The sequence below is a fragment of the Pantoea sp. B_9 genome (genome assembly GCF_008632015.1).
Classification (GTDB): Bacteria; Pseudomonadota; Gammaproteobacteria; order Enterobacterales; family Enterobacteriaceae; genus Pantoea; species Pantoea dispersa.
On record NZ_VWVL01000014.1, the window covers coordinates 1 to 20,203 of the forward strand.

12 protein-coding genes and 8 pseudogenes are annotated in these 20,203 nt (G+C 50.2%); 13 read left to right on the forward strand and 7 right to left on the reverse strand.

Features of this window, described 5'->3' with window-relative positions; genetic code table 11:
• Positions 1-416: 416 nt before the first annotated feature.
• Positions 417-765 (forward strand): annotated as a pseudogene (gene tnpB, locus F3I21_RS22590) (IS66 family insertion sequence element accessory protein TnpB).
• Positions 766-784: 19 nt separating this feature from the next.
• Positions 785-2,010 (forward strand): annotated as a pseudogene (locus F3I21_RS22595) (IS66 family transposase).
• 500 nt (positions 2,011-2,510) lie between these two features.
• On the opposite strand, the gene F3I21_RS22600 reads toward F3I21_RS22595, so the two are convergent.
• The gene (locus tag F3I21_RS22600) at positions 2,511-3,551 is read right to left on the reverse strand and encodes a CAP-Gly protein (protein WP_150059827.1); all 1,041 of its coding nucleotides are present in this window, start codon (positions 3,549-3,551) and stop codon (positions 2,511-2,513) included.
• A gap of 173 nt (positions 3,552-3,724) precedes the next feature.
• Between F3I21_RS22600 and F3I21_RS22605 the strand changes: the two genes are divergently transcribed.
• Positions 3,725-3,973, forward strand: coding sequence for a hypothetical protein (locus F3I21_RS22605; protein ID WP_150059828.1), 249 nt, complete (start codon positions 3,725-3,727; stop codon positions 3,971-3,973).
• On the forward strand, positions 3,970-4,305 hold the full coding sequence (locus tag F3I21_RS22610) for a hypothetical protein (RefSeq protein ID WP_150059829.1): 336 nt from the start codon (positions 3,970-3,972) through the stop codon (positions 4,303-4,305). Before F3I21_RS22605 ends, F3I21_RS22610 begins: the two co-directional genes overlap by 4 nt.
• Before the next feature lie 216 nt (positions 4,306-4,521).
• On the opposite strand, the gene F3I21_RS22615 is transcribed toward F3I21_RS22610, so the two are convergent.
• From F3I21_RS22615 to F3I21_RS22630, 3 genes and pseudogenes are all read right to left on the reverse strand, one after another.
• Complete coding sequence (locus tag F3I21_RS22615) at positions 4,522-4,986, reverse strand: hypothetical protein (protein WP_150059830.1); 465 nt, start codon at positions 4,984-4,986, stop codon at positions 4,522-4,524.
• 1,605 nt (positions 4,987-6,591) lie between these two features.
• Positions 6,592-6,966: pseudogene (locus tag F3I21_RS22625) on the reverse strand (transposase); the annotation flags it as partial.
• Between the two features lie 524 nt (positions 6,967-7,490).
• On the reverse strand, positions 7,491-7,724 hold the full coding sequence (locus F3I21_RS22630; protein ID WP_150059833.1) for a PerC family transcriptional regulator: 234 nt from the start codon (positions 7,722-7,724) through the stop codon (positions 7,491-7,493).
• 275 nt (positions 7,725-7,999) lie between these two features.
• Here F3I21_RS22630 and F3I21_RS22635 point away from each other — a divergent pair.
• Positions 8,000-9,160 (forward strand): annotated as a pseudogene (locus F3I21_RS22635) (IS3 family transposase).
• Between the two features lie 10 nt (positions 9,161-9,170).
• Positions 9,171-9,578 carry a hypothetical protein gene (locus tag F3I21_RS22640; protein WP_150059834.1) on the forward strand — a complete coding sequence of 136 codons (408 nt, stop codon included), beginning with the start codon at positions 9,171-9,173 and terminating at the stop codon, positions 9,576-9,578.
• Positions 9,579-9,920: 342 nt separating this feature from the next.
• Here the strand turns inward: F3I21_RS22640 and umuC are convergent.
• Positions 9,921-10,875, reverse strand: a pseudogene (umuC, locus tag F3I21_RS22645) (translesion error-prone DNA polymerase V subunit UmuC); the annotation flags it as partial.
• Between the two features lie 36 nt (positions 10,876-10,911).
• Positions 10,912-12,032: pseudogene (locus tag F3I21_RS22650) on the reverse strand (IS3 family transposase).
• Positions 12,033-12,185: 153 nt separating this feature from the next.
• On the opposite strand from F3I21_RS22650, the pseudogene F3I21_RS22655 reads away from it, so the two are divergent.
• From F3I21_RS22655 to F3I21_RS23655, 7 genes and pseudogenes are all read left to right on the forward strand, one after another.
• Positions 12,186-13,458: pseudogene (locus F3I21_RS22655) on the forward strand (chloride channel protein).
• A 413-nt stretch (positions 13,459-13,871) separates the two neighbouring features.
• A complete protein-coding gene (locus F3I21_RS22660; RefSeq protein ID WP_150059835.1) occupies positions 13,872-14,708 on the forward strand; it encodes a winged helix-turn-helix domain-containing protein in 837 nt (278 codons plus the stop codon).
• Positions 14,705-15,160 carry a hypothetical protein gene (locus F3I21_RS22665; protein ID WP_150059836.1) on the forward strand — a complete coding sequence of 152 codons (456 nt, stop codon included), beginning with the start codon at positions 14,705-14,707 and terminating at the stop codon, positions 15,158-15,160. Before F3I21_RS22660 ends, F3I21_RS22665 begins: the two co-directional genes overlap by 4 nt.
• Before the next feature lie 273 nt (positions 15,161-15,433).
• Positions 15,434-16,120 (forward strand): DUF1120 domain-containing protein, encoded by a 687-nt coding sequence (locus F3I21_RS22670; RefSeq protein ID WP_223815732.1) that lies wholly within the window; start codon positions 15,434-15,436, stop codon positions 16,118-16,120.
• A gap of 52 nt (positions 16,121-16,172) precedes the next feature.
• A complete protein-coding gene (locus F3I21_RS22675) occupies positions 16,173-18,533 on the forward strand; it encodes a fimbria/pilus outer membrane usher protein (RefSeq protein ID WP_150059840.1) in 2,361 nt (786 codons plus the stop codon).
• Complete coding sequence (locus F3I21_RS22680; RefSeq protein WP_150059837.1) at positions 18,505-19,209, forward strand: fimbria/pilus periplasmic chaperone; 705 nt, start codon at positions 18,505-18,507, stop codon at positions 19,207-19,209. The genes F3I21_RS22675 and F3I21_RS22680 overlap by 29 nt, the downstream gene beginning before the upstream one ends.
• Positions 19,210-19,316: 107 nt before the next feature.
• Complete coding sequence (locus F3I21_RS23655; protein WP_223815733.1) at positions 19,317-19,547, forward strand: LuxR C-terminal-related transcriptional regulator; 231 nt, start codon at positions 19,317-19,319, stop codon at positions 19,545-19,547.
• Positions 19,548-19,994: 447 nt separating this feature from the next.
• On the opposite strand, the pseudogene F3I21_RS23470 reads toward F3I21_RS23655, so the two are convergent.
• Positions 19,995-20,203, reverse strand: a pseudogene (locus F3I21_RS23470) (hypothetical protein); the annotation flags it as partial.

Genomic DNA, 20,203 nt, shown 5'->3' on the forward strand with positions numbered 1-20,203 from the left:
GACCACATGAAAAAGTGGCCCTGAAATACGGCATTTTATGGCATCATCGGGCCTGAGAAAACCCGGCGGAGCCGGCAGGAGGTTCAGCTGCACGGTCTGACTTTATCCGGCTGGCTTCGCAGGTGTTCAGTCCCGCAAATCAGGGCGGGAGCAGGCGTAATGAGATCGGTCCTGGTTGCAGGGACCGGGTTGATTAGATTAAATACCGCTCCGGATTGCTGAGGTCGATTGACAGCAAAAATTCTGCTATATCTGCGTGCTGTTCCCGTACCGGTCAGGCAGAGCAGTGGGGCCCCTGTTTCGCCCCCCGTCATCAGCTGTAAGCTGACGCTGCCTGGCGGCACCCTGAGCCTGACCGGCCCCGTGACACCGGAGCTGCTGCGTGCACTGGTCAGTGAACTCCGCGAGGGTGAGGTATGATTAGCTTTCCGGCGGGCGCGCGTATTTGGCTGGTTGCCGGCGTGACTGACATGCGCTGCAGCTTCAACGGGCTGGCGGCGAAGGTGCAGAACACGCTGCGTGCCGACCGCTTTCAGCGGCCACCTGTTCATCTTCCGGGGCCGGCGCGGCGATATGGTTAAGGTCCTCTGGGCAGACCCCGATGGTCTTTGTCTTTTTACGAAGCGCCTTGAGCGGGGGCGTTTCGTCTGGCCGGTGAACCGGGACGGCAGGGTGCACCTCACGCAGGCCCAGCTGGCCATGCTGCTGGAAGGCATTAACTGGAAGCATCCGCAGCGGATAAATCCTCCTGGCCTGCGCATCTGAACCGGCGTTATGTGAGCGCATGGAACGCTCACTTTCTGCAGAAAATGTCCGCCTCAGGGCGCTGCTGGACACACAGCAGCGAAGCCTTGAGCAGATGGCCGAAAACAACCGCCTCCTGTCACAACGGGTGGCGGCGTACGCCAGCGAAATCAGCCGGCTGAAAGCGCTGGTTGCGAAGCTGCAGCGGATGCAGTTCGGCAAAAGCTCCGAAAAGCTGCGGGGGAATATGCAGCGTCAGGTGCGTCAGGCAGAGGAGCGCATCAGCGCCCTGCAGGAGGAGATGGCAGAGGTCCTGGGTGAACAGCATGACCCGGTACTTCCGCCGCCGCTGCGCCAGTCTTCCGCCCGCAAACCGTTGCCGGCCTCGCTTCACCGTGAAATCCGCATGCTGCCACCGACAGAAACCGCCTGTCCGGCCTGCGGCGGCGAGCTCAGCGCGCTGGGCTGCGACGTGTCGGAACAGCTGGAGCTCATCAGCAGCGCCTTTAAGGTCATCGAGACGCAGCGGCCGAAGCTGGCCTGCTGCCGCTGTGACCACATCGTTCAGGCCCCCATGCCGTCAAAACCCATAGAGCGCAGCTACGCGGGCCCCGGCCTGCTGGCGCGCATCGTCACGGCGAAGTTCGCGGAGCACACGCCTCACTATCGTCAGTCGGAGATATACCGCCGTCAGGGCGTGGAGCTGAGTCGTGCCACGCCCGGCGGAAAATCCACGACGTTCATGCCCGCACGCCGACCGGTATCACCACCGAAGCGCTGAAGCGCATCGGCGAGCTGTATGCCATCGAGGCGGAGATACGCGGAAGCCCGGCAGAGGAACGGCTGGCGGTCCGGAAAGCGCAGACCGTGCCGCTGATGCAGTCGCTGTACGACTGGATACAGGCGCAGATGACGGTGCTCTCGCGCCACTCGGATACGGCAAAGGCGTTCGCCTACCTGCTGAAACAGTGGGAGGCGCTGAACCTGTACTGCGGTAACGGCTGGGCGGAAATTGACAACAACATCGCGGAGAACGCGCTGCGTGGCGTAGCCCTGGGCCGGAAAAACTGGCTGTTCGCAGGTTCAGACGCAGGTGGGGAGCGGGCAGCGGTTCTGTACTCGCTGATCGGCACCTGCCGGCTTAACGGCATAGACCCGGAGGTATGGCTGCGTTATGTCCTGAGGCATATTCAGGACTGGCCAGTGAACCGTATAGGTGAGCTGCTGCCGTGGAGATTTATTCCAGAAAACCTGAATGATCTGTGAAAGTTCTTTACTGACCGGAACACATCAGCGCCAGTTATAAATAAAGATGCCTCAGGTTATCGTGATAAATGTGCTATTTTTCTTATGCGGTGAATCCCCCTAAGCGGCGGGGCTAAGCCACAAAAGGGGTGAATGCCTTGGCCAATAAGCGGGTCAGGTTGTGGCTATTCCTGACTCACCGGGAGGCACCCGGCACCGCTCAGTTTTCTACAGGAAATCTGATGGATGTAAACAAACGGATGTGAATCCCCCTAAGCGGCGGGGCCAAGTCAGATACAAACATAATCATCCTGGCAATGAGCAGAAACGGCAGGTCAGGTTCTGGCTTTTCTGACCTATCGGGAGGCACCCGACACGTCCGGGACAGTTGCAGTTTTCAGCAGACAAAAGGGCTGCGGCTTTAGCCGCAGCCCTTTTTATTTATGCTGAATCCAGAGATGAGCTACACATCAGAAAAGAGCACCGGAATGCCTGCGTAATTATTATGCTCTCCGGTTTCTTCAGGCCCTGATTTTCCGGTGGGCAGGGTGAGTATTCACCCCCCACAAACCGGCCAGCGCACTGACAACAGCCCCCGCCAGAAGAGCGATGAATGACCACAGAGCGATTTTTGCAGCCGCGCTGGCGGCTTCGTCAGCTTTCTCTTTTGCCTGCTTTTTGAATTCCGCGTACTGCGCCTTCGCATCGTTCAGATTACTCTGGAGCCGGGCCATACGGTCGCTTACCTCCTGAACGGTTTTGTCACGCGCCTGAATGAAGTTATCGACGGCCCTGTCCGCCTCTTCCGGTGACAGACGGGTATTTTCTGCCAGCGCTTTTTTCACCTCATTCCTGTCGACACCTTTGCTGACTGCATCCGCCCGTGACTTCAGTTTACCGCTCAGCGTATCAATAATGGCGTCACTGTTGCCCGGGTTAACAGCCAAATATTTGACCGAATCTGCAATATCACTCCCCGCTGCCTGAAGCTGGGACTGCAGAAATTCCGGCTGAAGTTCTTTAATGTTGCTCCTGCCCAGCGCATCCAGTACCTGTTTGTCCGCCTGCGGGGCTGTGAGCTGCGTGTTCAGTCCGATCCTGTCAGCAATATTCTGAGCGATATCGGCTGTTGCGCCCGATGCTTTTCCTGCGGCGCTACCCAGTCCGCTCACGGCTGAGCCCGTGGCAGATGCTGCCGCGCCAACGGCGCTTGCCGCCATATGCAGAATGCCGCCAGCGGCGGCGAAGCCCAGCACGGAAGCAACAAGCAGAGATGTGGCCCATGAGAGAAAGCCATGGATGGTTCCATCCGCGCCCGCCAGCCTGCCGGCCACAAAACCGCCGCAGGCCAGACTCAGCACTATCGAGATGACTGACCAGATAATAACAGCCTTGTCAGCACCGTTAATGACATCGTCAGACTGAGGTGAAAGCATTGAAAAACCAAGGCTTGACCCAAGCGTGGTCAGCAGCAGGGACACAGCCATTACCGTTACCACGCCCGCAATGATGCTGCCCCACGAGACGCTTCTGTTCAGTTCCGCTTCTTTTACAAGTTCCATTGTAATCTCCATTTAAAAGCTATTAAAAAGACGGGATTAATCCACGCCCAGATTAATCTTAGTAAAAATATGGGGCACTCAAAGCCGATTAGAAGAAACAAGCATCACCTGTGCTGTCAGAGTGAAGTGGGCCGAAGCGATAAAGCGCAAGACGGTGCAGGTGAGACGCTTACATGAATCACCCTCTCACCACTGGCCAGCTGGCCGAACAGCTGCAGCGTTTTGCACCAGACACACCCTGCGTAGTGCACCTGTGGGTAGCCGATGATTTCGAAGACGTGGCACCGGAGCTGACGTCCGATGAGGTGCTGGCCACGATCGCGCTGGCCGATGCCACGCTCGATGCGGATATCAGTCTCAGCTGGCACTTCCTGCGCCACTGCGCTGACACGATTCTGGCAAAATGGGAGGAAAAAGAGTGAACACCTGGCTGGCTTCCTTTCAGGCAGAGTGGCAGGGCGCCTGCTCAGAGGAGCATATGCTCATCCTGTCACCGGATGAGCAGCTGGCAGAGGCGGGCTGCATGCTCATGGGCCGTACGTGGTGGAAGGGCGAACCCCGTGAGAGTGAAGGCTGTTACTGGCGCTTTGACGGCAATGACGTCTGGCTGAAATCTCTCGTGCAACTTGATGCGCAGCAGGCAGTGACACTTTCCGGCCTCCATTTTCTGGATGAGTGGGAAGTAACCGGTACGTTTATGGCACCCGTGGTGAGCGACCGGTGCGGTTGCCACTGGCCTGATTTCCGGGGCTGAAAACGACTACTTAGGCGGCCGCCCGGCGGGCGGCGCTTTTCACGGGAAAGATAATGATGACGTCGCTTCGCTCCACGCTTATGCCGTCGGCGGGCATAAAGTGCCGTGCCCTCACGGTAGCCGGGCGGCATCGCAAACAAGCAACTGTGCTTGCATATCATCTGATGGTGATTTTTTGTCGATGGTGCGCGGGCAATACGTGTCTAGCTTCGCTGATCAGCGATACTGCCTGTCCAGAAGTTCAGGATCCCATTCGGTTCCGAAGAAATCCGGCTGTGATGCTGAAAAGTTTCTCTCAAAAGGCTCAAAACTGAACTCAGGTTTTTTTTTCAGAAGTTGCATAACGTCATTAGGGATCTGATACGCCTGAATTTCGGGCGCAAGTAAAGTTAGCACCTCATGGAGCGTTAATGTGGCTGATTTATCAAAGGTAATTCCTTTGTAGTTAAAAAGAAACGAGTCCAACGCAGCCCGACCGCGCAGAGTAAAGCGAAATGGATCGTTCTTCTCTTTATAGTCGTACAGCATCAAATCAAGTTTAAAAATAATTAACGTACGGTAGGTTACATAAGCCTTAAGTGTACTGCCAAAGCGGGTAACGCCGGGCATACCCAAGGCGGAAAGGACATTTTTATATATCGTTTCGAATAGTCTGGATTCCCTGTCTGGGGCTATTGTCATTATTTACCTCTTAGAAGATATGAGAGAGCAGGCGTTATCCTTCTGAGTGCCGTCGCTGTAGAGCAAGGGCGGGGCTGCTGCGCTCATGTCGTCATCATCATTTTCCTTTATGCCTGTTCCGGGGCTGTCTGGGCGTACTTTCATCGTCACCGGGAAAACCGCAGCCAGAGAGAACGGCTGAGATGTGAAAAAGCCAAGCAAGTGGAACGGACAGTAAGGATTATCGGGCCCGCATTTACGCTACGGCTGCTGATAAAAACTGACTCCGCAGCCGCTGGCATTTGCAGGAGCACTCAAGGGAAGCCGCCTTGCCGGATGTTACTGGCAAGACGGCCATTTGTCAGGCGGGTCGCAGCGACACACGGCACGGAGTCAACGCCGCCCACCTGTACCGTGTCATTGCAAAAAATTCGGGCGCAACTTCAAATGTTATATTGTAACAATAAGTTGCTTATACCCGCAGACCCGTAAGCGAAGTAACGGGCTGCGGGTTGATTCCATTGCACTCTGTAAGCATCCTGAACTACGTTTCTGATATCTCACGTGGGCAATTATGCTTGAAAATAAGCTAACTGAAAGCAACCTTTTACCAGGTTCCATTTAAAGAATTTTAATGCTCTTTCAGAGCTACTATGAATTTCTGGCCCAGTAAATTATTAAAGTGTTTTTAAATGATCCTCCCGGTTTGTCCCGCTTTTGACCATGGCGTTCAGAGCAGTATTATGATATTGGGATGGCATCGTAAACAGCCATAAGAGTCTGAGCGCTAACAACAGTACTAAGGTACTTAGATATCTTCCCACAGAATGAAACTATTTCAGATGGAAATTTTACTACAGCTATCCATAGCACTGTAAATGCCGCAGATATCACTGTAATCGCTTACACCAAGAACCACATCACATGAGAATTGTCTTACGTGTTCTTATCGATTACCGGGATAAATGATGAAAGTAAGTCGCAGAACTGCCTGGATTATTATGTTAATTTTTTGCTGTCTGGTATGGGGTAGCATTTTCGCCGCGTTCGTTTATGGAGCACAGCCTGACAAAGCAAAACCATCACAGCCCACAGACAAAAGCAGTGAAAGCATTCGGGAAAAAGTAAAATCGCTTGATTTGAATGATAAACAACGTAAGTTTCTGGAGTCACTCATCGAAAGTACCAAGAAGGATTGACTGTTCTGTTTTGCAAAGACTCTCCATGATACATGAGCATGTCTCCGTACCTGATGCGCAACCTCCCTTTGGGTAGGGAAAACATTATTCGAATATTGTAATCGGTTACATTTAAGTTGAATAATCAGAGTATAAGGGCGTAAAAACGTTCTTTTTTCACAATGAGACCTGTTTTATCAGGCGCTCGCAGAGCGTCTTTGAATGCCCGGATTAAAAGACCAACGCAGCTTAAGCTGACATCTGGTTCGTTTTGTTCCTTCACAGGTATGAGCCGCTTCACGACGTGGCCAGATCAGTTTGACGCCGTGATGGTATCAGAAACAGCTATAACCAGCAGAGCACTGATGGCCCTGCAGAACTTTTTCAGGGTGGCATCGAAACAGCTCTGATGAAATTAATCTCAGAACCGGACTGAGTTTTTAATTCACTAAATTGCCGGGGTTGACGTGAAATGGTCCTCCCAGTACGTCCCGCTTTTGACCATGGCGTTCAGGCTGGTCAGCAGCTTACGCATGCAGGCAACCAGCGCCACCTTTTTAGCCTTACCGGCTTCAACTAACCTGACATAAAAGGCCCTGATTGCCGGATTAAACTGAATGGCGGTTATGACCGCCATGTAAAGCGTGCAGCGCACGCCGGCCCTTCCGCCAGAAATCGTTCGTCTTCCCCGCATTTTTCCTGAGTCTCTGTTAACGGGGGCGACACCGACAAGCGCGCTGATTTCCCTGCGGCTCAGGGTACCCAGCTCCGGCTGTTCGGCCAGCAGGGTGGTGGCGGTGATTTCCGCCACGCCCTTCACGCTGGTCATCTGGCGGGCCTGATCGCGGAAATGCTGTCGTACCTGACGATTCATCATGCGGGTCACAAGAGCAAGTTCAGCCTTGAGGGCCCTCATGACCCGACTGATACTTTCACGGCCATCGGGGTGGAGCAGTTTTGCACCGTTGGTAACAGTGGCCTGGTGAAGCTGAGTTCGAAGGCAGTCTGCGCTGGAACATCTGCGTACCGGATGCCACCGAATGTTATGGGTGCTGAAGGAGATCGACAGGGTTACAGACGGCGAGGTGTTCAGTTAAAACGGCCCTGCCTGTTTGTCAGGCAGCGGGCGCGGGCGGCATAGAGCCCGCGATTATTTTGACTCATTCGGTTTGAGCCTTTTCAAAGTTACTTTATTGACAACACAAACGTGTTTTTGTATTTAAATAATTGCCTGGTGTGATCTGTATACCCGTCCAATCATTCCTCTCACACCGGGCCAAAAGCCTTATCCAGACGGATGAGGCTTTTGTTTTATCTGAATCGTTACGGCAGCTCCACTTTCCTGCATCAATATCCATCACTGAAACGGCTCTGAATCTTATACAGACGCCGTGTTTCGCTTCTGCGACCATCAGGCGTGATATTGGCCGCCATACCCAGACATCGCTCTCTGCGGCGGGCAATGGCCTCGCGTTCGGCATCTTCCGTAATCTGATCCATCACGGTCAGCCAGCGGCGTGCAGCCCGTCGCCATAAGCCCCGTCTTTCCAGTGATTCTGCTACAGTGTCTTTCAGTTCCATATGCCTCCACCGGCGTAACTCTTGCCTCATGAGTGCCATCTATTCTTTCATAATGGTAATCATAGTTCTTTATTTCACCCAGAGCGCATTCCCAGAAAATGAACTTCCGTTTACAAACAGGAGCCTGTTGATGCGCTATCCCTTTGAACTCGTTCCGCAGATTATTCACCACATTATTTACAGTCAGGCCGGTTCTGTCGGCATGAAGTGGTTTACTAAATTTGGCCACCTGAACAGAGGTGATATGCTCACCTCAGAACAACACAGGTGCCCCAATGAAAAAAAGAAATTTCAGTGCAGAGTTCAAACGCGAATCAGCCCAGCTTGTCATCGATCAGAATTACACCGTTGCTGAAGCGGCTAAAGCGATGGATATAGGGCTTTCTACCATGACGCGCTGGGTTAAACAGCTGCGTGATGAGCGTCAGGGCAAAACGCCAAAAGCCTCCCCGATAACGCCGGAACAAATCGAAATACGTGAGCTCAGGAAGAAAATGCAACGTATTGAAATGGAAAACGAAATATTACAAAAGGCTACCGCGCTCTTGATGTCAGACTCCCTGAACAGTTCTCGATAATCGGGAAACTCAGGGCGCGTTATCCTGTGGCCACTCTCTGCCATGTGTTCGGGTTCATCGCAGCAGCTACAAATACTGGAAAAACCGTCCTGAAAAGCCAGACGGCACACGGGCTGTATTACGAAGCCAGGTACTTGAACTGCATAGCATCAGCCATGGTTCGGCCGGAGCAAGAAGCATCGCCACGATGGCAACCCAGAGAGGCTACCAGATGGGGCGCTGGCTTGCTGGCAGGCTCATGAAAGAGCTGGGGCTGGTCAGCAGCCGACTCACCAGTATAAGCGCGGCGGTAATGAGCACGTTGCTATCCCGAATCATCTTGAGCGACAGTTCGCCGTAACGGAACCAAACCAGGTGTGGTGCGGTGATGTGACCTATATCTGGACGGGTAAGCGCTGGGCGTACCTCGCCGTTGTTCTCGACCTGTTCGCAAGAAAACCCGTGGGCTGGGCTATGTCGTTCTCGCCGGACAGCAGGCTCACCATGAAAGCACTGGAAATGGCATGGGAAACCCGTGGTAAGCCCGTCGGGGTGATGTTCCACAGCGATCAAGGCAATCATTATACGAGCAGGCAGTTCCGGCAGTTACTGTGGCGATACCGGATCAGGCAGAGTATGAGTCGGCGTGGAAACCGCTGGGATAACAGTCCAATGGAACGCTTCTTCAGGAGTCTGAAGAACGAATGGGTGCCGGTGACGGGCTATGTAAGCTTCAGCGATGCAGCTCACGCAATAACGGACTATATCGTCGGGTATTACAGATCGCTCAGGCCGCATGAATATAACGGTGGATTACCATCAAACGAATCGGAAAACCGATACTGGAAAAACTCTAACGCGGTGGCCAGTTTTTGTTGACCACTTCAAAATGATGTCAGCTGATGCGTACCTGATTGAGCATGACCGCTCTCAAAATCTGCTGCAGTATCACGATTATCTGATGCGGTTTATAGGCTGCGATCAGCCCGCCGAATTCAGGCTGTCTGATGATGCCTCTGTCAGCTACCCGCTTAAGCTCAGAGAGGTCAGTCAAGTTGACTCGCTGGATAGCCCGGGCGTGCAGCTCTGTGACGTACTGGCCGGAGGATGCTTACGGGCGCTGCGTGACCTGATCCGTGACGGCAAACCCGGCTTTTATTCGCCGGTCAGGCTGTATGAAGATCGCCATTTGATCTGCTTCAGGCCTAACAGAGACCTTGTGCAGGAAAAGGCATTCCGGCAGGGAGGACAAAACGCAGAATACGTTGATTTTGTCAGCAGAATGCTTGGCGCCTGAGTAAATGCAGCGCACGTCTCTCCCGGCGCTGCGGTTGCTCTGGACTCAGTCAGGCTCTCTCAGGAAGCTATTGAACAGGGCGCCAGGCTGCGGGAATGTCCGTTCCCGCAACGATCAGCTCTGAGCCATCCGTCCGTATGAGCCGGGTATACCCGGAGTTCAGAAGTGCCTGACAGATCGCCTCAGCCTGGTTGTCGTCCGGAATCACAGCCGTCTGGCTGATTTTGGCAGGATTACAGTAAGCATTCAGTCCGTCAACGGAGCACAGCGCGCGAAAGCGCCTGTCTGCGCCGTGGCTGAGGAAGTTTTTAAGCCGGTCCGGATTTATCCAGCCAATCACATCACGCCCTGGCCCGCAAACCACAGGCTGCCGAGCCCGGACTGGTTGATGCCGTCCAGTACCTTCATCAGCTGCGCGCTGTTGGCCCGCGGCTTATCCTCATCGAACAGATTCAGCTGACTGACGCCGTCTGGCGTAAAGTCATCGAGCATGATGCCGGCCTTCATGTAGCGTCGCCCGTCAAGCCAGATGCGGTCGAGCGATCGCATGGCCACCCCGATTACGTCGTGCGTATCCTGCGTGGGCAGGGTGAGATTCTCGCCGGCGCTGTTGCCGTAGAAGACTTCTCCCTGCGCGTGCGGCGAGGTCCGGATAAAAACGCTGATGCGCCGGCAGAACTGGCGCTCATTTCTCAGCTTCTCCGCCGCCCGGGTGGCGTACTGACACAGCGCTTCCTGCATGGCCACTTTTGTCGTAATGCGCTCACCAAAAGAGCGGCTGCAGACGATCTGCTGTTTCGCCGGCGCAAACTCCTCAAGGGGAATGCACGATTCACCGTTGAGCTCGCGAACGGTGCGCTCAAGCACCACGCTGAATTCTTTCGGATGAGGGCAGGGTGCTCGCGCGCCAGCTGCAGAGCATTTTCGATACCCATCAGGTTGAGGCTTTTGCCGATACGCCGGCCAACGCCCCATATCTCCTCAACGGGCTGGTTTTCCAGCAGCGTTGCGGTGCGCTTCGGATTGCCCGGCGTCAGCGCCAGCACTCCCCGGAATTGCGGCCACTCCCTGCTGGCCCACTGCGCCGATTTTGACAGGGTTTTAGTAGGCGCCCCATGCCCACGCCGACGGTCAGACCGGTCGTGGCGAGCACGTGCGCGCGCAGGCGCCGGCCGAAGTGCTCAAAGTCCTCGCAGCCATCGATGCCGGTTAAATCGAGGAACATCTCGTCAATTGAGTACTGCTCAACCTTCGGCGTCATTTCCTCCAGTGCCATCATGACCCCGTTCGATAACGAGTGGTTTTGATCTGCCCCCAGGATTAGATACTAACTTCAGTTAGTAATGTCGGTTGGTTTTTCTTCATATTTCCTATTTCGCCAGTCCGTTGCGAATTCAGCTGGTGTCTGGTAATCCAGCGATGAATGGGGACGGCACTCGTTATAATCCTGCCGCCAGTCATTAATTGTTTTCCGGGCATGAAGAATATCGCTGAACCAGTGTTCATTCATACACTCATCTCTAATGCGACCGTTGAAACTCTCAATAAATCCGTTCTACGTTGGCTTACCTGGCTGGATAAGCCGTAGTTCCACACCATGCTCAAAGGCCCATTGATCGAGCGCGCGGCAGGTAAATTCCGGGCCCTGATCGGTTCTTATTGTCGCCGGATAGCCCCTAAACAGCGCGATGCTGTCCAGAATACGCGTGACCTGAACGCCTGAAATACCGAAAGCAGCGGTGATCGTCAGACCCTCCTTAGTGAAATCATCCACACAGGTCAGGCACTTGATCCTCCGACCGTTGGCCATTGCGTCCATAACGAAATCCATCGACCATGTCAGGTTCGGCGCATCCATGCGCAGAAGCGGAAACCGTTCGGTTGCCAGCCCTTTACGGCGTCGTCTGCGTTTTACGCTCAGTCCATTAAGGTGGTATATACGGTATACCCGCTTATGATTGACGTGAAGGCCTTCCCGACGCAGCAACTGCCAGATGCGGCGGTAGCCAAAACGCCTGCGCTCCAGTGCCAGTTCAGTGATGCGCCCTGATAAATGCGCATCAGCCGCCGGACGCTGAGCCTCGTAGCGGCAGGTCGACAGAGACAAACCAGTAAGCCTGCAGGCACGACGTTGCGACAGACCGGTCGCATCACACATAAACTTAATGGCTTCCCGCTTGTGGTCTGTCGTCAGTACTTTCGCCCCAGAGCCACCTGAAGCGCCTCCTTATCCAGCATGGCTTCGGCAAGCAGCTTCCTGAGTCTGGCGTTCTCCTCTTCAAGAGATTTAAGCTGCTTCACCTCAGGAACTTCCATGCCACCAAACTTCTTGCGCCAGGTGTAGAAAGTGGCATCGGAAATGGCGTGCTTACGGCAGAGCTCACGAGCAGAAACCCCAGCTTCCGCTTCGCGAAGAATACTGATGATCTGTTCGTCGGGAAAACGCTTCTTCATGGGGATGTCCTCATGTGGCTTATGAAGACATTACTAACATCGGGGTGTGTTAATCAACTAGGAGCAGGTCAGGTTACCATTTCCCCTGCCTGGCTCGTCAGTGAGACACTATTGAGGTGACGTTCGTTACTATACCGATATAAAAACTCAGGGATTCAGAAAAAAAAGAAAGACTTAGCAGGAAACGTCAGTTATTTTATCAGGCTTGTTGCTGTTGTCGCAACAGGCTTAGCGGCAGGTCTGGCAGGGATGGCGCTGGGACTGATTTTACATGCTGTGCAGCACTACGCGTTTGGCTGCAGCCTGTCGCATGTCATCGGTACGGTCTCTTTTCTTCAGGGCGTCAGTGATTCTTCCTTCGTGCGGCGCCTTGCAGCTATCGTGACTGGCGGTGTTATCTCGGGCTTCGGATGGTGGTTGCTGGGTCGTTATGGTCAACCTCGCGTCTCGATCAAGGACGCTGTCTCTGTGCCCTCCCGGGCAATGCCCCCGAGCACCACGACCGTTCATGCGCTGCTACAGATCGTGACTGTTGCGCTGGGCTCCCCACTGGGACGTGAGGTTGCCCCACGTCCCAGTGGGGGCGCTTGCCGGAGGCACCATCGCGCGCCGGTTGGGTCTAAACGAGGGCGAGGTACGGATTCTGATTGCCTGTGGTGCAGGCGCTGGCCTGGCGGCTGTCTATAATGTGCCGCTGGCTGGGGCCTTGTTTAGTCTGGAAGTTCTGCTGATCGCTTTTAGCTGGGAAAAAGCATTCGCCGCCGTCGTCACCTCTGCGCTCGCGGCCTGGAGCGCCATACTCGGCCTGGGGAATGAATCACAGTATCATTTTCTGTCCGTTGCGCTTACTCATACCTTTATACTCTGGGCCTGTCTCGCGGGCCCGCTGCTGGGCCTTGCGGCATGGGGATTCCGGATTATCACAGGGAAATCCCGCGCCGGGGTCAAAAGTAACTGGCAGATGCCTGTTATCTGTCTTATTGCCTTTACCGTGCTCGCTGTCCTGAGTCTTTATTATCCTCAGTTACCGGGTAACGGTAAGGGACCGATGCAGATGGCCATCAGTGATGAATTTGATTATCGCCACGCTGCTGTTTTGCTGGGACTGAAAATTCTGGTGATCCTGGCCGTTCTGCGGGGTGGCACGGAGGGCGGCCTGCTGACGCCAGCCTTTACGGTCGGCGGGCTATTGAGTCTTCTGCTTTGTGCCGGATGGCAGCTTATTTTTCTTGGCGGTAATGCCCCCAGTTTTGCACTTGTTGGAGGCGCTGCATTTCTGGCGGCATCCATGCAGATGCCCCTTACCGCAGTCGTCCTTGTGATGGAATTTACCCAGATGGAGCACAGTTATTTTGTTCCGGTGCTGTTATGTACGGCAGGCTCTTATCTCACCTGCCGCATTCTTGATGGAAAATACCAATACTGAAACGGTGAGGACATCAGTTAAGAGCCAATCTGTCAAAACCACATAGAAGATTGTCATTGATTTCTAAGCAAAATTAAGGTTATCGGTTAGTGCTTTCAGCTAAGTTCATCGCGGCATGGACAAAATTTAATCTGAAGGCAATACTCAGGTTTTTTTTGAAAATGGATGCTAAAATTAACACGGATCACAAACATATCTTACATTTAGAGAAAAAGAATGAGATTATCCGATAAAAAGATGCAAAAAGAATGAAAATTTATAATCAATCCGCCCTTTAAGGTATTGCATTACTGATAGGTATTTCCCCAACTTGATGAAAATCGCTAATTTTAAAGAAAAATCCTGATGAAAATGATTTTTTCCTGGAAATTGACGCGACGCGGGACTGGGTGGTCATAACACTGGAGGAGACTATGAGCAGGAAAATAATTATAAATAGTGTGGTTAATTTCGAGCCAGAGAAGAAGAGAATTTCGAATGAAAACGGAATATACACGATTAGCGCCTCAGCCGCGCTGTGTTTTGAGCTTCTTATAGATAATATCGGAAATCTGGTTACGCACGATCAATTCTATGAATATGCTTGGCGACGATTTGGCATGGAACCCACTTCTACGTCATTGTATCAGAACATCTCTACAATACGAAAGTCGCTTAGTAAAGCCGGTATAAAGCAGGATATTATCAGAACAATGCCCCGAAGGGGGTTTATCTTATCGCCATTGACAGATATTAACCGGAACGGACCAGAGCGGATTCATGAAGAGAATGGTAATAATGAAGATAAAACAGGTGCTAAACCCGATGAGAAGATTAATTTAATTGATGAAACAGAAGGTTTTGAAATGAATCAGTTACAATCTATCCTGCCATTAGCAGCCGAAAGCCATGTCCTGACGCGAGGTTACGCAAAAATGAGCAGGCTGTTAGTTATTTTATTAGGTATTGCGATAGGTATATTAGCTTATTTCATGGGGGTTCATACAAGAAAGTACGCTTTATTTAATTCAAAACCTGTTTATTACAAAGAATGTATTATTTTCTCAAACAGGGATAATGATGTTCAGGAGGATAAAATGTTCAGGCTGATAGGTGGTCTTGGTCTCAGTTGTGAAAATAACCGTTATATCTACATTACAAGTTACAGGTTTTCTGACCGTACATCACTTGTCCTCTGCCGTAATCCGCTGGTCGGTAAAGAGGCACCTCGGTGTCATTCGGTTTATTATATTAAGAATATGGGTAAATGAACAGATTAATACTATTAATAATTTCAGGGCTTTTAACTTTTCTTTGTATTTCATATGGTGATAATTACGTCACATATGAGACATGTAAAGCAGAGGTTTCTTTCGTCAAAAACAAAGAGATGCTGAATATGGTCGTTTATCAGAATCTTTTTTCCGGCACTGGAACATTATCAATTTCAGGAGTTTTATATGAAAGGGATAAAGTAGCTGGCTACATCAGTAAGACTATAAGATTTACTTACGAGAAAAAGGGTTATACCTATTTAGTTATCTCTCAGGCCATTTCAAGGTCGCCACAGATGACTCTCAGTAAGGACCAGGAACACAAGTGGTTGCCTGCTTTCTTTTATGAGTCGGGTAAATCACTTGTATGGACTATCCGACCGGTCAGTAAAAATGCTTCGCTGATTTCATCTGAAACAGTTCCACTTTTTCTATGTGAAAAATCTTGAGCTGTTAAAAAATTTTATTTGAAATTTATAACCGTTTCAGCTTCCTGCTCAGGACGCTGTTTCGGTTTGTTTTTTTTTCTCTGGGAATGACATTAAGGATTAAAGAGAATTCTATAACCTATTGAATTTATTAATATTTTTTTAATAAAGATAATTTTATTTTTCTTGATCTTTTTTAACTACCCTCCTAAATATCATTCCGTTATATTTCATTTCTCATCAGCCGGGTGAGGCTGATGAATTATTTTTAAAAGCTAAATTGGAGGTGTTTTCGTGTCTTTAAATAAAGTTGTTACTGCATTAAGTATTACAGGTGCTTTTTTGTTAGCTAACCCATCTTTTGCTGCCATGGATATTAACGTTCATGGGGTCATTGCACCTAATGCCTGTACTGCCAGCGTTATAGGTGGTGATTCACTTGACTGGGGTATTACTCAACATGAGAACCTGAATCAAACGTCATTCAATACGTTCCCCAAGAAACAAGTCACTTTGCAGATCAGCTGTCCTTCAGCACAAAGTGTAGCTTTCTGGGCAACAGATCCAAATGAAAACAGCGCTATGGTGGGACAGAATACTTCAACCCAGAGTGGGCATGCTGATAGCTCACGTATTTTTGGCTTGGGTATGGATCCGGTAACCGGAAATAAATTAGGCAATTTCACCATCACTCCGGTTTCATCAACAGTAGATGGAGTTACTAACTCAACCTCATTCGGCTATCAGAACAGTGGTGCACATGACAGCACTGCCTTCACTCGAGTGTTGAATTCAGCATGGAGTTACAAAAAAACTGAGGACTGGACCCCATGGGATGAAGCGACAGGCAAACCTGCGTCGGGTAAATCAATCTCCTGGGTACTGGATATTGAGCCACAGCTGAATAAAGGTAATCAGATTACAAATGCTCAGCAAGTAGACTGGCAGGGTACTGCACAAGTTAACGTGCGTTACTTCTGATTCATTTAGTCAAGTGTAGCAGGCATCTCATCAGTAGATGCCTGATTTTAATATGCAAAAAAAATACCTTTTTTATTTTGTTTTATTTTATTTTGTTTTTATTGCAAAGGCTCTGAGCGAAAATCTACATTTTGATGAGAATCTCATGTCTGCAAATGGTATTTCTGTCGGCCAGCTCAGTGATGCATTAAATCGGCACGTTATACCTCAGGGATACACTAAAGCTGAAATTTACATAAATGAAAATTATGTTGCTTCAGGAGAAATTAACTATCAGGGAGGGATGTTGTTTTTTTCTAAAGAAATAAAATTAAAATCCGGAGTTAAAAATAATGGTTGGCTAATTCATAGGTATAATAATCACGGCGTTTTTTTTACTTTAAAAAAAATAATTAACTTTAAATACGACCGTTCAGATACTTCTTTGCGAATCAGCGTGCCGGCTGAATTCCTCAAGGAACCTGGTGGTCAGAGAAGATTAGGTGGAGGAAACGGCGCTTTCGTAAATTACAATACGTATGGCTACCGCTATTCCGGAAATTCCGGAACCCTCGACAGTCTCAGTGCTGACTATGAGGTCGGAGTAAATATTAATAATGCCATTATTCGGACACACGGGAACTACAGCCAGTTCCGGAGTCGGAACGCATCAGTTGCCGTCAACCAAGTGCGTGACGTCTATATTGAGCGTGATTTCAACCAGGTCAGGATCCGGGCTGGTCGTACAATGGTTAATGACGGTGGGTTCGGAACGGGTTACGTTGATGGTGTAATAGTTTCCTCTGCGGAAGGGAATGCGTCCGCTTATATTAATTTTACGTATGATGCACCCGAAGTCCTCAATGTGGAGATCTGGCAAAACAATTTGCTTATCTGGAAACAGATCATTCAAAAAGGGCATGCAGAACTACGTAACATTCCGGTTGCGGGATTTTCCGGCGACGTTACGGTGCTGGTCAAGCGCCATGACCAAATTATCGATTCACGGATTATTGTTCGCGGTCAGATAACCGCTAAACGTGATGGCATGACCGGATATTATGCCTTTTCAGGGCGCGCCATGAACGGGAGTCGTGATATTGTAAACGGTGTGAAGTTTAGCAAGACACTTGGTAAACTCCTGGCTCCCTCCGTAGCTGTTGTTTCGGCGGGAAAATACAGAGGAGTGACGGTGAGTAATTCAACTTTCCAAGGGGAATTTCGAACCACAGCGTGGCTGACTGGGATCCAAAATGAAAAAGGTCAGCGCAGTCTGAGTATGAACGTCACCGCTAATTATAAAAATACCAGCCTGAGCTATAGCAGTAACAGCAGAAATTTCAGCTATATTGGACAGGCGCTGCAGGACAATTATAACTCTGAGCGAAGCAGTATCAGTCTTTCACAGACTCAGCAGTTTTCATACGGCTTAACAGGAAGCATTTCACTGACGCACTATCGTTTCTATACTGCACCCAGTAATGATGCAATTTCGGCCAGTATGAATATGCGCCTCGGCAAGGCTTCCTTAGGTATGGGGGTGGCCTATATGGCACCGGGGCCCGGCCGTTCCGTCAGAGATAAAGCCAGCGTGAATCTTTCTCTCAGTATCCCGCTGGATCTCGGAGACCACAACGCCAACTGGCGCAGCCAGTATTACAGTTATGGAGAAAGTGCTCGTTTGTCGAACTCTCTCAGCTCACAGGTGACGGATCGGTATACCGTTACCGCCAGCCATCAGCGTGTATACGGTACTTCACGCTCCGAGTCATATACACTGGACAATAATGTCAGCACTCCCTACACCACAGCAGGTTTGTCGCTGTCACAGGGTAAAGACGAAGGCGGGACGTCCCAGATAACCACTGCATCACTTTCGGGGGCAGTTGCCATCAGCAGAGCAGGCGTTATCTTTTCTCCGGGGAGGATTGGTGATACATGGGCAGTGGTGGATACTGGTATCCATCGGTATCTGAAAGTGGCATCGCTGCAAAACAGCGTTGTAACGAATCATGACGGTAAAGCAGTCATCAGTCCCGTTGCTGAAGGTCGGGCTGACTTTATACGCGTCAGTCCGGAAGGATTACCTTCAGGTATTGTTGTTAAAAATAACTTCAGGGAATTTTCGGCTGACAGGGGGGCGGTGTCTTTCTTCGAGTTTAATGTTGTTAACAATCGGTCCTTACTCATGCGCTGGAAAAGTAAACCGGCGTGGATCCAGCAGAGTGATATATTTTATGACGAAGGCGGGAAAATCATAGCTCGATTTATCGATAAAGATATCCTTCTGATAAATGAGAAAGACATTAATAAACTTCAGAAATTAGGCATGTCTTCACCGTCAAGAGTAAACGTGCAGTGCAGACTCAATAACTTTAATCTTAAAGCACAGGAGAGTATCAACGATGTTATCTTCAAATGTAATGGCGCGTAGTATTGCAGCGACGGCATTAATGGCAGCTGGTATTTTCCAGCCTGCTCAGGCTGAAATTATTCCTTCCTCATCCGCCGTACTTATTGAGTCAGGGAAAAATGAATCCACCATTGATATTAAAAACAACGGCGATAAAAGCGTACTGCTTTACAGTAAGATTCGAAAGCTGCCGGATGATGATCTTGCAGGAGGAACACTGTTCACTGAACCTCAGGCTATCATTGTGGGCCCGGGCGAGACCCAGAGCATCCGCGTAATTTATCGGACTAACAAGCCTGACAGCAAAGAGCATATCGCACGTGTCATTTTTACTGGCCTGCCGCCGCAGGATGATGTCAGCGAAGGAAAAGTGAAAATACTTATCGGACAGGATTTGCCCGTAGTGGTTAACTTGAGAAAGAATATTGAGCAGAAAGATATGTGGCAGGTAGTGAACTATCGTATTGATCAGGGAAGACTTTGTATAAGTAACCCCAGCGCCAAGATTTTTCGTTTTGTTCCGACAATGAAAACGGATGAAAAAAACATCAGGATGACCTTTAGTAAACCCTATGTGTTACCAGGTGAGGAGATGTGTACTTTACCCTCCAGCCCGCTTGCCCATGGGATGCACCTCAACGTGGAAAGCATCAGCGATTATAACTATCAGTTACGAAAAAACAAAGCAAAACTGTAGGTTTTATAAAAAAATAAAAAGGATAATTGATTCTCTGTACGGTTTAGAGAGGGGGCGTTTTGCTGGTCATTGAAGGAATCAATGGGGACAAGGTAGTTCTCAGTGAAGTGGAATTAACCGTCATCTGGTTTTTTATGACGGGTATGAAAATGGAGGAAATAGCGGAAAGAACTGGTCTAAAGAAGCAGTCAGTTAGCTATTTCAAACGTAAAGTTATGCGAAAGATTGGTGCAGGAAATAGTAGCGAATTGATCGTGTGGTACTTATCGCAGCGTAATTATTTATGCAAATCTGATGTTTATGGACTCGTCGTGAGACGCTTCGATAAAAGGCGATAAGTTACGGGCCAGGTTAAAGCGTGAGTATCTGGAGGGAAATATATTCTCCCGTGTTTTTTTAAAAAAGTAAGCGTTACAAAATTAAGCGTACAGCGAGCATCGTATTGAAATGATGGCCCGGAGACTTTACTCCGGGCAAGGTGACTCGGTACAGCAGTAGTTCACTAACTCGGTTGACCGGCAAGTCGTAGCTAAGCGACAGCACGAGACGAAGGTAAACCTTCAGGGCTCCTGTGCCACCTCTTACAAACCAGAGATAATACACATTCCGGTCACTGAGCGTATCGGTGAGCGTTTTTGCCCGTTTCTCATCGGTGTTGACTTAACCAAGGCGGGTGGGCTTCTGGTCAATATATTGCAGGTCAGTGGCATAGCACAGGCGGGAGAACGCCTCCTCAATTTCAGGAATGATCTTTTCGTCATACTCCGACGAGCTTGCAATCAGGTTTATTTTCCATTCTGACCGGAACACTCTTTTTTCACAGGCGTTTCGGTGGGAACCGTATTTTTCTGGACGGGGGGATGCGATGGGAGCGTACACCCGGACAGGAAAAGCAAAAGGAGGGGTAAAGATACTCTTATGGCCTTTATGTTATTTACCTGAATCATATTTATCCTCCTGAATAATATGCTGGTGACTGTCAGCGCGTCCTGAC

What these genes read in the sequence shown, in the direction of transcription:
- F3I21_RS22600 (WP_150059827.1), bottom strand. Translation starts at nt 3,551, where the DNA reads ATGGAACTTGTAAAAGAAGCGGAACTGAACAGAAGCGTCTCGTGGGGC.
- F3I21_RS22605 (WP_150059828.1), top strand. Translation starts at nt 3,725, where the DNA reads ATGAATCACCCTCTCACCACTGGCCAGCTGGCCGAACAGCTGCAGCGT.
- F3I21_RS22615 (WP_150059830.1), bottom strand. Translation starts at nt 4,986, where the DNA reads ATGACAATAGCCCCAGACAGGGAATCCAGACTATTCGAAACGATATAT.
- F3I21_RS22630 (WP_150059833.1), bottom strand. Translation starts at nt 7,724, where the DNA reads ATGGAACTGAAAGACACTGTAGCAGAATCACTGGAAAGACGGGGCTTA.
- F3I21_RS22640 (WP_150059834.1), top strand. Translation starts at nt 9,171, where the DNA reads ATGATGTCAGCTGATGCGTACCTGATTGAGCATGACCGCTCTCAAAAT.
- F3I21_RS22660 (WP_150059835.1), top strand. Translation starts at nt 13,872, where the DNA reads ATGAGCAGGAAAATAATTATAAATAGTGTGGTTAATTTCGAGCCAGAG.
- F3I21_RS22665 (WP_150059836.1), top strand. Translation starts at nt 14,705, where the DNA reads ATGAACAGATTAATACTATTAATAATTTCAGGGCTTTTAACTTTTCTT.
- F3I21_RS22675 (WP_150059840.1), top strand. Translation starts at nt 16,173, where the DNA reads ATGCAAAAAAAATACCTTTTTTATTTTGTTTTATTTTATTTTGTTTTT.
- F3I21_RS22680 (WP_150059837.1), top strand. Translation starts at nt 18,505, where the DNA reads ATGTTATCTTCAAATGTAATGGCGCGTAGTATTGCAGCGACGGCATTA.